At 58.2% G+C, this 13,031-nt stretch carries 11 protein-coding genes and 1 tRNA gene; 8 read left to right on the top strand and 4 right to left on the bottom strand.

Features of this window, described 5'->3' with window-relative positions:
* Positions 1 to 49 precede the first annotated feature (49 nt).
* Positions 50 to 1,270: an MFS transporter gene (locus BG22_RS03405; protein ID WP_002584949.1), complete on the bottom strand. Its 1,221-nt coding sequence runs from the start codon at positions 1,268 to 1,270 to the stop codon at positions 50 to 52.
* A 1,057-nt stretch (positions 1,271 to 2,327) separates the two neighbouring features.
* On the opposite strand from BG22_RS03405, the gene BG22_RS03385 reads away from it, so the two are divergent.
* The 5 genes from BG22_RS03385 to BG22_RS03365 all read left to right on the top strand — a co-directional run bounded on the left by BG22_RS03385 (position 2,328) and on the right by BG22_RS03365 (position 6,444).
* A complete protein-coding gene (locus tag BG22_RS03385; RefSeq protein WP_181163353.1) occupies positions 2,328 to 2,927 on the top strand; it encodes a hypothetical protein in 600 nt (199 codons plus the stop codon).
* Between the two features lie 311 nt (positions 2,928 to 3,238).
* Positions 3,239 to 3,631, top strand: coding sequence for a hypothetical protein (locus BG22_RS03380; protein ID WP_140493222.1), 393 nt, complete (start codon positions 3,239 to 3,241; stop codon positions 3,629 to 3,631).
* A 52-nt stretch (positions 3,632 to 3,683) separates the two neighbouring features.
* Positions 3,684 to 4,532, top strand: coding sequence for a hypothetical protein (locus BG22_RS03375; protein ID WP_140493219.1), 849 nt, complete (start codon positions 3,684 to 3,686; stop codon positions 4,530 to 4,532).
* An 8-nt stretch (positions 4,533 to 4,540) separates the two neighbouring features.
* Positions 4,541 to 5,266: an ABC transporter ATP-binding protein gene (locus tag BG22_RS03370; protein ID WP_140493283.1), complete on the top strand. Its 726-nt coding sequence runs from the start codon at positions 4,541 to 4,543 to the stop codon at positions 5,264 to 5,266.
* The gene (locus tag BG22_RS03365) at positions 5,254 to 6,444 is read left to right on the top strand and encodes an ABC transporter permease (protein WP_140493216.1); all 1,191 of its coding nucleotides are present in this window, start codon (positions 5,254 to 5,256) and stop codon (positions 6,442 to 6,444) included. The genes BG22_RS03370 and BG22_RS03365 overlap by 13 nt, the downstream gene beginning before the upstream one ends.
* A 305-nt stretch (positions 6,445 to 6,749) precedes the next feature.
* Here the strand turns inward: BG22_RS03365 and purT are convergent, their stop codons facing one another.
* Positions 6,750 to 8,087 (bottom strand): formate-dependent phosphoribosylglycinamide formyltransferase, encoded by a 1,338-nt coding sequence (purT, locus tag BG22_RS11075; protein WP_308810454.1) that lies wholly within the window; start codon positions 8,085 to 8,087, stop codon positions 6,750 to 6,752.
* A 780-nt stretch (positions 8,088 to 8,867) separates the two neighbouring features.
* Here purT and BG22_RS03350 point away from each other — a divergent pair.
* Positions 8,868 to 10,073, top strand: a complete 1,206-nt coding sequence (locus tag BG22_RS03350; RefSeq protein WP_140493213.1) for a pyridoxal phosphate-dependent aminotransferase — start codon at positions 8,868 to 8,870, stop codon at positions 10,071 to 10,073.
* Positions 10,074 to 10,077: 4 nt separating this feature from the next.
* Positions 10,078 to 11,259 carry a glycosyltransferase gene (locus BG22_RS03345; protein WP_140493210.1) on the top strand — a complete coding sequence of 394 codons (1,182 nt, stop codon included), beginning with the start codon at positions 10,078 to 10,080 and terminating at the stop codon, positions 11,257 to 11,259.
* A gap of 80 nt (positions 11,260 to 11,339) precedes the next feature.
* Here BG22_RS03345 and BG22_RS03340 read toward each other — a convergent pair whose 3' ends face one another.
* Together BG22_RS03340 and BG22_RS03335 are read right to left on the bottom strand one after the other, a co-directional pair.
* Positions 11,340 to 12,365, bottom strand: a complete 1,026-nt coding sequence (locus BG22_RS03340; RefSeq protein WP_140493207.1) for a low specificity L-threonine aldolase — start codon at positions 12,363 to 12,365, stop codon at positions 11,340 to 11,342.
* Between the two features lie 165 nt (positions 12,366 to 12,530).
* Positions 12,531 to 12,606 (bottom strand) — tRNA-His (locus BG22_RS03335).
* A gap of 131 nt (positions 12,607 to 12,737) precedes the next feature.
* Here BG22_RS03335 and BG22_RS10935 point away from each other — a divergent pair.
* The coding region (locus BG22_RS10935) for a hypothetical protein (protein WP_219846927.1) at positions 12,738 to 13,031 on the top strand (294 nt) is incomplete at its 3' end.

The raw sequence follows: 13,031 nt of genomic DNA, 5'->3' as shown, positions 1-13,031 counted from the left end.
GAACCACCATCCAGGCATTTTGTTTAGTAATAGAAAAAGGTGCAGTTGATTATTGCGTATTGTCAATCTCTCTCAAACCGGGTAGTAAAAATACGGCAAGCGCAACGATGATAATGCCAATTCCGCAAATGACAAACCATTTCTCAACTCCCAGCCGCTCCGCCAGAGGCCCGGAAATGACAAGGCCAAACGGCATGGCGAGGGAAGCGGCGCTTGTCAGTAGAGAAAAAACTCTCCCCAGATATTCTGGTTTGACCGTTTCTTGAAAAATCGCATTTTGCACACCGTAAAATGGAGCGGAAATTCCCATAACAGTACAGCACACAACAAAGACAAGAAATGCGTCTGGCGGCAAAAGCCCGGAGAGCATATTGCTAACGCCCATCAGGAGAACGGAAAGACCGATGGTGTACCGCCGTTTCTTAAAACCGCCCCAAATGCTCAGAATGACTCCGCCAAGCAGCATACCAACCGCAAAAGCAATTTCAGCGGCAGAGGCATGGGCCGGTGTTCCTTTGAAGTATGACATACAGATGAGAGGAAAAAGCGTACTGATTGGCATATAAAAGAACATATAAATTACACCAATCCAGAGCAGAGCAAAGAGGCCCCTGTTTTGCTTTAATACCACATACCCCTCTTTCATATCCTGTAAAAACTGTTGTCTTTTCGTTTCTGGACATAGTTCAGGCGTTGGTATGGACGAAATCGCAACAGTCACACAGGCAAGGATTGCACCCACAATATCTAACAATATAATTGCATTAAGAGGCCAAACAGCATATAAAAACGCTGCGGCAGCTGGACTGATAATCGCACTTACTGCTTGCATGGTCTGCGTGTAACCAGCGCATTTTGTAAGTTCCTCTTTTGGCACAATCATAGGTGTTGCTGCGCTGAATGCTGGAGAATGAAAAGCAGTTCCCGCACTTCGGATTAACAGGACAACCATAATAGACCATACGGGCAATTCCATGTAAAACGCCACCAGCGCCAGAATACCGCCAGCGGCGGCAATTATCAAATCCGCACCAATCATTACGCTTTTACGGCTGTGCCGGTCAACAAAAGCACCTGCAAACGGGCCTAAACAGGCTTGCGGCAAAAATCCAATCAGTGTTGCCGCCGTCAATATGATTGCAGAATTAGTTTTCGCAACCAAATAAAAGATAATGGCCATTTGCAAAATACCGCTGCTAATAAAGGATATTGCTTGTCCGGCAAGAAGTGTAAAATAAGTTTTTCTCCATGAATTGTTGTTTTGGGTCATAATGCGAACCTCCTTTTTTATTGCATTGTTCCTTTGTTTCTGCAATAAAAAGCAGGCGTTGTCCCACAGAGAGGGCAGACGCCTGCATAACAACAAAGCACGAAAAAACACCACGATACAGTTCAAAGACTGCTCGTGTCAAACCTACGTGTTCCTTTGCATACGCACGCAAAAAAAGCCCACCATCATGTGGAAAGGTACTTCTACTTTTTATTGCTTATTAGCGTACACAAATTAACACACGTAAGCCTCCTTCCAATCTCAAACTGTCGCACAGTATAACACACATCCGATAGACTTGTCAACCATTTTTAACCTTGTTTTCCATCTTGTTTTTCCATCTCTTACGGGCAGTAGCAAAGCCAGGCGAGCCAGTCAACGGTCAAGATGAACGGCGCTTTCAGCGCCGCCGTTGACAGTCTCGCCCGTCTTTGCTAATGGGTAATCAAGGCGGGAAAGCCATTTTAGGGCTTTCCCGCCCATTTCAATTTTGGGAGAAGAAAGGCCCCAAAATGAACGAGTGCGGCCAAACACTTTTAGGGATTGGCCACCTTGTCCACCCATCCAGCGGGGCGGCGGGGAACGGTCAAGGCCGGGCGTCAGCCCATTCATTTCAGCCTTGACGGTTTCCTGCCGTCCTGCTACTTTTCCCGGAGTGTGGCCACACATCTGGTCACGGTGTCCAGAGCTTTGGGACTTTTTGTCCCATAGGCCGGGGGCGGAGGACGAGGGACGGGGGCTTTCATAATACGCCCTGTCTGCTGCTGAAATCAGCCCTTTGTTTCCGGCTTACCAGCCCCAAACAAAGCCCTGCTTTCCTGCCGCGTCAAATGCCCTTGCCCTCCCCGGCGGCAACGGTATTTTCAGGGCAACGCCGACAGAGCGTATAACACACTACACTTTGCTCCGCAAAGTCGTGTGCCAAATGGGGCGCTGCCCCCTTTGGAAACCCCCGCAACAAACAGGTGCTATGCACCCAGCCGGGAGCATAGCGCCGTTTGTTGTCAGCAGCCCGTTTCACGGTCTGCGTGTAGTTCCTTGTAAACTGACCTAAGAAATGCGCGAAAGAAATGTTGCGGTAGTGAATCATTTGCATAATATAATAGCAAATGATTTATCCTATATTGCCATGATTGCGAATTTGCAAGATGGTGAACTTTGGAACCGAGTTCGGGATAAGGCGGATGAGGCTTTTTCTTCAACTCATAATATAATCCGTATATTGGATAATAATCAATATCGTCATTTATCTAATCCATTTCTGCGTATTTCGGATATCGTTGATTATGAGCAGGATTGCTTAGCTGCTGTTGGCTGTGATGGAATATGCGATTGTAGTGAATTTGATGATGAGGCAATAAGCAGTGGGGTAAGGTCAGTGTTGGCTGACGCTATCAAAGAGGTTTTTGGAAATATCAGAAAGCATGCAGATTATAGCAGTTATTATTCTCTTATTCTCAAAATCAATTCAGAAAACGGGTCTAATATTCCTTCTGTTGAATTACTCCAGAGCAATGTTATATCGTCAGAATCGACGAGATATTCGACTGGAAAAGGGTTGGAAATGCTTCGTTGTGAACTGCGTGATGTGAATGGAGAAATACATATTTCAAATAACAGGAACGTTTGGAAGATACATATTGTTATTATGGGCTAGCACCATCCTAATATGTGTAATAAGGGTGGGCATATCGCTGATATATATGTTTGGCTATGTGGTATTTGAATATATAAAGTATATGGCATATCTACAGTAGGTGATGAGATGACGAGCGTGATGCTTAATACATAATTCAATATATTCATGTATAAATGCTACATAATTTTTTGTTTTGTGATATGAGGCTTATCTATGTAGCGTGTTTTGACTACATAGATGGCGCGACTCTGTTTTTTGGAAAAGAACTGGCGGACTTAAGGTATCAGTGAACAAGGAAGTTCACCAACATCCAGTGAAAGGAAACGAAGATGTTCAAAAATCATGCTAAGAAAGTCGGGATAGCCATTACCGGCATCGCTCTTGCGCTATCCATGTCAGTTGGCGTTACTTCGGCATATGCGGCTACCGAGACTATCGGTGGATATTTGAATACATCAGGTGCTTTGGTTCAGTATGCGACCTATCGCACCAAGCAAGGAACAGGCAGTATCGACCTTAACGTCTATAACATGCCGAGTGGGTCGCTTCGTCTTGGATTGATCAATACGAGCGGTGTCCAGTTCAGCGGAAGCATCCAGTGGGATAGGCCCGGATGGGATTCGTGGCTTGGTGTGTACAATGGGACTAGATTTGCTTTCCAAGGGCGGATGCAGTCCTCTTTCCCGCTTGATAATTACTGGGAAGGCACCCTTAACTACTGAATTATGCAGAACAGGTCTGTTGATGAGTGGTAACAGTAAAACGCTGGCTTGCGTGGCGGCCGTGCTGGTGTTGGCGGCCGTCACGGCATGTGGCGCCGTCAGCGGGAATCCCGGCAATGAAGGGAATACCGCTGCCTCGGCAGATGCTTCGCCCCGTTTGGTCACAGTGACCAGCGGCACCCTTGTCCCCACGCTGTCCGGGGACGGCACGGTTCGTGCGGGCGCCTCTTTTGCTGTAACCGCTCCGGTGGCTGGAGTGTTCGAGCCGTCCGTCGGGTCGGGGGACACGGTTGCGGCTCAGCAGGAACTGGGGAAAATCGGCGATACCCCCATTGTTGTACCGGTCGAGGGGCGCATCACATCTTTAGCTGACGCCGGTGCCAATGTGCCACGCAATTATCCTATTGCCACCGTTTCGTATACAGGGTTCTCGTTGGAACTCGACGCATCGCGCCTGCTGCGGATGATCGGCTCATCCGATGCGCTCAGCGGACGCTTCCAGATCACCGACGGACAGGGCCCCACTGAATGCGCGGCGGTCATGCCCGTGCGCGCGGCGTCCGCGAACAACGATCAGCCGGTTCAGGATGCCGGCTCGGCTGATGGCTCCTCTCGGCTGACCTGTCTTATCGCCAAAGACGTCAACGTGCGTGAAGGCGAATCGGGAACCGTGGTACTTACCGCCACGGCGTTGCAGCATTCCTTGCTGCTGCCCGTTTCCGCAGTCGCCGGACGTTCCGGCACCGGCACGGTGACTCGAGTTTCGGACGGCAAACACGAACAGGTGAAGGTCACACTGGGTGCCAGTGACGGCGCCCGCATCATCATCACCAGTGGCCTCAATGAAGGCGATCAGGTGTTGGCCGAAGCGCCGAATCTGACCGACAAACATACCCCGTGAGCCTGATGATGATTGAGACAGATGAAAGCAATGGAACTCATGACGATGATGTTCTGCTGTGCGCTCGGCATATTTCGGCGCAGGTCCCATTGCCGGACGGAAGTGTTCTGCCCATCGTCAAGGATGCGTCGCTGACCGTGCGATCCGGACAATCCTACGCGATCGTAGGCAAATCGGGGTCGGGAAAGACATCGCTGATTTCGATACTGGGTTTGCTGAATGCGAATTACCGCGGGTCGCTCACCATCGATGGCATGGATATGGCATCCATCTCAGACAGGCGCCGTGCGCAGCTCAGAGTGTCACGCATCGGTTTCGTATTCCAGAACTATTCGCTGATTCCGCAACTCAACGTGTGGGAGAACGTGGCATTGCCTATGGAGTACGCGCATCAAGGCTCAGCGCGCCAGCGTAGGATGCGCGCCATGGAATGCCTCAGACGGGTCGGGCTTGCCGATCGTGCGCGCAATCATATCCGCATGCTCTCCGGTGGCGAACAGCAACGTGTGGCCATAGCCCGCGCTCTGGCGTGCTCCCCACAGCTCATCATTTGCGATGAGCCCACTGGGGCGTTGGATACCGGCACCGGTGACGCCATCATGACGTTGCTCATGGATTTGGTGGCGTCAGGCCGGCGCACATTGATTCTGGTCACCCATGATCCGGACATAGCCGCGCTGTGCGATCACAAGCTGCACATGGATGAGGGAAGGCTCACGGCATGTTCCGAATGATTCTGCGCGACCTGCGCCTCTCTCCGGTACGGACCGTGCTCACGTCGATGAGCATGTTCATCGGTATCCTAGCGGTCATCGCCGCCTCGCTGGTGGGTACGGTCGGCAGTACGTTCCTGTCGGCCACGAACGCCCAGATGTCCGGTCGGGCGTCCACGTACATGGTCTCCGTGGACTTGAAGTCGATGGACGAGCTTTCCGCGCATTCGATGCAAACGCTCGCGGAATCCATGTCGCAGGTCACGGGAGCTGTGGTAACGCCGGTCGTCACGCTGTCTGATGGTTTGAATATAACGCGCAACGTCCGATCAGGAGCGCCGATTGGCGATTCGGTCATCGACGCGACGCTGACGGTGGCTTCATATCGTGACATCTATGTACTGCCGATGGTATCAGGACGCTGGTTTTCCCCACCTACGGCACAGGCGGGACTGGAGCTGGTGGTGAACAAGGCCGGTGCCAGTGCGTTCGGCGGAACCGGGAGTCCAGTGGCGATTACCTCCCGGCAGACCCAGACCGTGACCGCCGCAACAGTAACTGGCGTGGTCAACGACGGGAGATCCGACCCTCGCGTATATATCAACACCGTTTCGTTCGCGTTCTTCGAGCCGCAGCTGTGGGCTCCTGCCTCGCTTGCTGTATATGTCCATCCAGAACACGATATGGGAGATCCGTCCGCTGTGACTTCCATGGTGAACGACATGGTCTATGATGCGCTGGGCGGCAAGACCTCCGGCATACAACGCGTGGACAACAGTACGAGCTACGACGAGGTGCTTCGATATCTGCAGATCGCGTTCGCCATATGCGGAGTTCTATTGCTGCTTGTGGCTGCATTGGGGCTGATGAATATCGGATTGGCCGATGTGGAGCAGCGCAGCCGTGAACTGCTGATTCGGCGTGCGCTGGGTGCTTCGCGAGGCAATGTGATGATGCTCGTCGCCGGGTCGAGCATTGTATTGTCCGCGATAGTGGCCGTTGTCGCGGTGGCCGTGTCCGCCGTGCTGGTCATGGCGATTCCGGCTTGGCTTCCGCCTGACAGTCCGATTCCCGATCCTGCATATCCATATGCTGCAGCACTCTACGCGCTGGGCGGTTCTATGTTGACGGCGTTGCTGAGTTCGATTGCTCCCGCGTTGAAAGCCTCCAAACTCGAACCGGCGATGGCGCTGCGTTGATTGACGTGTGGGCACTGCTGTGCGAGGCACGCTAGTGGTCTGTCTCGTACTTGTCCGAGTGCTATTGGCACTCTCTGACGACTACCCCTAAGTTGGCTACCGCCGACAGCTCCCCTGACAAGGGGAGCCGTACAAGCCGGTATTGGTCCACTCTGACGGGACGTTGCCGTGAGGCAAACAGCGGAGCTGTTTGTAGGTAACGTGCGAGCCGAACAGGCGAGCCAGTAGGACGCCGCGCGGAGCGCGTCCAAAACTATGGACGAGCCGCGCGCGAAGAGAGGCTGAGGGGGAGCTCAATCGGTGGCTTATCCCACGGTAATCGTCAACGCGTCGGCGACGTGTGCGGCTTTGGCGCGGGCGTCGGCCTCGCTGTCGCTGATCGCCAGCGCGACGGCCATGCGACGGTGCCCATGCACCTCGGGCTTGGCGAAGATGCGCAGGTCGGTGCCCGGTTCGGCCAGCGCCTCGGCGACGTTCGTGAAGGTCGCCTCGCCGTCGCCCTCGACCACGATGGCGTGGCTGGCGGCCACCTGACCGTCGCGCAACGTCAGCGCGACATGTTCGGGCGTGACCGGCAGACCCAGGATTGCGCGGGCGTGCAGCGCGAACTCGCTGAGCCTTTGCGAGGCCATCGTCACCATGCCGGTGTCGTGCGGGCGGGGGGAAACCTCGTTGAACAGCACGCGGCCGTCGGTCAGCACGAACAGTTCCACGCCGAACACGCCCCAGCCGGTTTCGCCGCTCGCCTTCGCCTTGGCGACCAGTCCCTCGACGGCCGCGTGGGCGATGTCGTGGGCGCGGCGCAGCACGCCGTCGCCGGTCGTCGAATCAGCGGTGGCGCCGGTAGGTGTCAGGTGCGCGGCACAGGTGCCGGTACCGTCAGCGGCATCAGCGGTAGCAGCGGCAGCGCTGGTGGAGCCCACCACGGCCGCCGGCTGCCACGATTCGCGGTAATCGCCGGACTCCTGACGCTGCCCAATCGGCGCGCAGGTCACGATGCCGGCCGACGACGAGACCGTCAGCACAGTCAGCTCATAATCCAGCGGAGCCAGCGCCTCCACAATCACGCGCGAGACGTCACCCTCGCCGGCGGCGCGACGGCCTTCCTGCGCTTCGATCCAGGCGGCCTCTATCGCGTCGGCCGAACGCACCACGGACTGGCCATGACCGGACGAGCTCATCACCGGCTTGACCACACACGGGTAACCGACTGCGGAAGCGCCTGCGCGCAGCTCCTCCAACGACCCGGCGAAACGGTACGGCGTGGTCGGCAGCCCCAGTTCCTCGTGGGCGAGCACGCGCAGTCGTTCACGATCCATGCAGATCGCCGCGATCTCGGCGCTTGGCACCACCTGCGCGCCGGCCTTGGCGGCGCCCGCCAGCACGTCCGTGGCGATGGCCTCCACCTCGGGCACGATGATGTCCGGCTTCACCTCGTCGAAGAGGGCCTGCAGCGCTTCCGCGTTCGCCATGTCCAGCACGCGGTGCTCATGCGCCACCTGCTGCGCCGGCGCGCCCGCATAGGAATCGGCGGCGCACACCCAAGTGCCCAGACGCATGAGCTCGATGGTCACCTCCTTGCCCAGCTCGCCGGCGCCGAGGAACAGCACTCGCGTGGGGTGCTTGCCCAGTGGCGTGCCCAGCGGCCGGTCATATACGGCTGCGGCGGCGTGCCCGACTGCGGTCGTGGCTGCGGGGGAGTCGCTTTCGGGGGAGTGGGGACGGGAGATTGCGGAATCGTTCACGGCATGCTCAGTCATATCCCACATTCTGCCATGCCGCGATGATTTCCAGTGATGGCGTTGCAAGTGCGGTTGCGTGATTACAGCACTGATTGCAGCATCCCACCGTGTAGGGAACTTCCGCGGGCCACAATGGTGGCGTACTTCCTGCCCATGCTACCCACGGTGTAGGGAGTTGCCCATCGTGTAGGGAACTTCCCACCATGTAGGGATGTAAAACGGCTTGTTTCCGCCATTCTGCAAAAACGGCTCCCTACACGGTGGAAAGTTCCCTACACGGTGGGGCTATCCCTACACGGTGGGTGTGGGATCGAGCGTGGGCGCTGCACGGCCGGGGTGCGTCTGCAATGGGCAGGGGCATGGTGAGCATGCGGCAGAGCGGCCCCGGCAAGCGACCGGCAATTCGTTGTAACCCGCTATAAGCATCGCGTATAGACACGCCATTGCATCGGAAACCTGTCTCCCGTACGGTATGAAGCACCGGCCGATATGTTCATCGCGGTCGGGCCAACGTTATAGGGGGAATGCTCGGCTGGCCCATAGGCGCATAGCCCATCGACAGTCAGCCTCAGCGGTAGCGGTTCAGGCGGTCCAGCGGCCATTGTGGCCCGGTGCCCAGTGGTCCGCGGGGTTCAGCCGGGCGTCATGACCAGCCACACGGTAAACAAAGGGGGATACGGCATGTCGGCGCAGGACGCTGCACTGGTTTCCGAACTGATTTCCAGAAGAGCGGCGGGACTGCCCGGCAACCCCTTCGCCGAAGCAGATACGCGCGCCGCCGCAGCCGTCGCCGCCGGCAAGGACGTCATCGATCTGAGCAAGGGCAATCCGGACGGCCAGCCTCCCGAATTCGTGCAGGACGCGCTCGCCCATGCCGCCCACGATCCCGCGCTTTTCCGCTATCCAGCATTCGACGGGCTGCCGCAGTACCTCGAGGCGATAGCCGGATGGTATTCCCGCCAGCATCAGGTGACCGTGGACCCTGCCACCCAGTTGCTCGCCACATCCGGCTCGTCGGTGGGCATCACCACGGTGATTCAGGCGCTCATCGACCCCGGCGACACCGTGGTGGCGGTTGATCCCTACTATCCGCAATACGAGGGGTCTACGGCCGTGGCCGGAGGCCGATTCGAAACGATTCCCGCCGACGCCTCCCGGGGGTTCCTGCCTGATCTGGACGCCGTGCCCCCGCAACTGTGGGACCGCGCCAAATTGCTCATCCTCAACTATCCCAACAATCCCACCGGCGCGGCGGCCACGCCCGAACTGTACGCAACCGCCGTGCGTCTCGCGAAGCGGCACGGATTCGTCATCCTCAACGACTTCGCCTACGCCGGCTTGGAATTCGGCGACACGCGCTCGCTGAGCGTACTGGAGACGCCCGGTGCATTGGATGTGGCGCTGGAACTGGGGTCGCTGTCCAAGATGTTCATGGTGGCCGGCTGGCGCGGTGGATTCGTGGCCGGCAACGCCGAGGTGCTGCAGGCGGTCAAGGCCGTGCATAGGCAGACCGCGGTGCTGGCCTCCAGCGTCATCCAGCAGGCGGGCGCAATTGCGCTGAATGCCGACCAGTCCACCGTGAAGGACTTGGCCGTGCAGTACCAGCATCGGTTCGAGGTCGTGCGCGACGGACTTGCCGGCACCGGATTCGAGGTCCACGAGTCGAAGGGCGGACTGTTCGCATGGGCCCGGGTGCCGGAACGGTTCGGTTCCGGCGCCGGTTCCTCGACCCGGTTCACCGACTGGCTGCTCAACGAGGCCGGCGTGGCGCTGATGCCGGGCTCCTGCTTCGGCGAGGCCGGTGAAGGCTGGGCGCGCATCTCCCTGCTCAAGCACACCGCCGATCTGTATCAGGCCGTGGCGCGTATCCGGCGTGACCTAATATGAGGCAATGCATGAAAACGGGAATGATGAGAGCGTCGCTGAGGGCACCGCGGGCATCGACCGACCGCTGACCATCGCCTTGGTGGTCGATACGGTGGGCAATCAGGGCAATGGCACATCCAACTCGGCATTGCAGTGGGCGGCCGAATTGGAACGTCAAGGCCACCATGTGCGGTTGGTCGGCGTCGGCGCCCCTGAATATCCGGCCCGAGTGAACAAGGTGCCGTTGGTCTCCTGGGTGGCCGCCAAGCAGCTGATGCAGTTCGCCAAGCCCAGCGACACGCTGTTCCGCACCGCATTCCGCGGCGTGGACGTCGTGCATATCTACATGCCGTTCAAATTCGGCCGTCACGCTGCCAAAGTGGCCCGTCAGATGGGCATCCCCGTCACTGCCGGCTTCCATCTGCAGCCCGAGAACGTGCTGTACTCCGCCGGACCCTTGCGCCACATCCCGGGTGTATCGAATTTCCTGTACTGGCTGTTCAAGCATTGGCTGTACAAGCGCATCGACCACATCCATGTGCCCACCGAAATGACCGCGAGCCTGCTGCGCTCGCATGGGTACAAGGCCAAGCTGCATGTGATCTCGAACGGCTATTCGCCGGTGTACGCGCCGGGGAAGCCGGTCGATCCGTCCGCCCCCACGCCCGTGCCGTTCCGGATCATCGCTTCGGGGCGATTGGCCCGTGAGAAGGACCAGATCACGCTGATCAAGGCCATCTCCATGTCGAAGCACGCCGGGGACATCCAGCTCATCATCGCCGGAACCGGTCCGCTGCGTCACTATCTCACGTTCCGCGCAGGGCGTCTGCTGGCCCGCAAGGCCGAAATCGGATTCCATAAGCACGCGGACATGCCCGATCTGCTACGCTCGGGCGATCTGTTCGTCCACTGCTCGATCGCGGACATCGAATCGGTGAGTGTGATCGAGGCGATGGCCTGCGGCTTGGTACCGATCATCGCCGCGTCCGAACTATCCGCAGCAAGCCAGTTCGCATTGCTGGACGAATCGCTGTTCCCGGTGCGTGACGCCGCATTGCTCGCGCGCCGCATTGATTGGTGGATCGCGCATCAGGCCGAACGCGCCGAGTGGGGCGCGCGCTACGCCGAGCACACCAAGGAGCACTACTCCGTCGAGGCATCCGTCCACAAGTTCGTGGACATGGAACGCGAGGCCATCGGCGAGTAGCGCACGGCGGCGTTACTCGCCGATGGCGCCGTGACGCCGCAACGATGCCGCATCGCCATCGCAGCACCATCGCAGCGCCGTCACAGCAGCGCGATGAGCTGGTCGACCTCGTCGGCGGTGGTGGCCCAGCTGGTGCAGATACGCATCACCGTATGCGTATCGTCGGCCTTCTCCATGAAGCCGAGCCTGACGTGCTGTTCGAGGCGTTCGATCGTGGGACGACCCAGCGTCACGAAGATCTGATTGGTGGGCGCGTCGAACGTGAGCGTGTATCCCTTGGCCTTCAGCGCCTCGCGGATGCGGTCAGCCGCCTCGTTGGCGTTGCGGGCGATGGCGAAGTACAGCCCGTCCGTGAACAGGGCGTCGAACTGCGCGCCCAGCACGAATCCCTTGGCCAGCAGCGCGCCATGCTGCTTGATACGCGTGACGAAGTGCTTCGGCGTGTTGTGCTTGGTGAATACGACAGCCTCGCCGAACAGCGCGCCCACCTTGGTGCCGCCGATGTAGAACACGTCGGCGATGCGCGCCAGATCCTCAAGCGTCATGTCACCGCCGGTGGCGGTCAGCGCGTATCCGAGGCGTGCGCCGTCCACGAACAGCGGCATGTCATAGCGATGGGCCACTTCGGCGATGGCCTCAAGCTCGGCCTTCGAGTAGATGGTGCCGTACTCGGTGCTTTGCGAGACGTACACGGAGCCGGGGAACACCATGTGTTCATGATTGGCGTCCGCGTAGAAGGTGCGGCAGAATTCGTCCAGTTCGGCGGCGTCCATCTTGCCGTTGTGATGGGGGAGCGTAAGCACCTTGTGACCGGCGAATTCGATTGCACCGGCCTCGTGTACGTTGGGGTGACCGGACGAGACCGTCACCACGCCTGCATACGCCGGGGTGATGGTGTCGATGACCACCTGATTGGCCTGGGTGCCGCCCACCAAAAACCAGACGTCCGCGTCCGGTGTGCCGCAGGCCTCGCGGATTTTGGCTTTGGCTTGCCCGGTGAGTTCGTCGGTGCCGTATCCGGAATACAGGTGCTCGTTGGCGCGGATTACGGCGTCGAGTACCGCCGGATGCGCGGCACGGGAGTAATCGTTCTCGAAAGACAGCATGATGGACCTCTCTTGGACCTTGGTGATTTTGCCGGTCGGCTAGCCCCTGAGTCTACATCACGCGAGCAATACGGGCGGTTGTCCGTTCTTTGCCAGCCCAGCCGCGCTGACGTCCGTTGCCGGCCGATAACGAAAAAGACCCTTCCGAAACCGGAAGGGTCTTCATGGGGTGGCCAACGAGGCTCGAACCCGCGACCTTCTGAACCACAATCAGATGCTCTACCAACTGAGCTATGGCCACCATGTTTGCTTTCCAGAGGACTGGAAGACAACAGATGGATACTATACACAACTTTCGGCGGTCGTGCGCGTCGGCGTGTCGCGTGTGTGCCCGCCGGTGTCGCGCCCCTGCGTCGGTGGCCGGACCTCATCATGACCACCGACAACGCCAACATCCCCGGTCGTGCCCCTGCGTCGGTGGTCGGGTCGCACGGAAAACGGAAAACCGTCACGAAAGATTGTGGCGGTCGCATCCCCGTAGCGGAGGCCGGGTTTTGGAGAAACGCACAACAATGCGCATCCGATTTCGCGCAAACGTCCAAAAACGACGTTGCCGACTGCGTGAGCGTTCACAATGTGAGCAATATGTTTCGTGTCAAGCCGTACGGGCTTAGTTTCAGGCGTTGTCACATCCATTACAGAGAGAGAAACACAATGGAAAAGGGG

Origin of the sequence: Bifidobacterium sp. UTBIF-78 (genome assembly GCF_006408945.1) — a bacterium.
Lineage (GTDB): Bacteria > Actinomycetota > Actinomycetes > Actinomycetales > Bifidobacteriaceae > Bifidobacterium > Bifidobacterium myosotis.
This window is presented reverse-complemented; position numbering and strand designations above follow the sequence as displayed.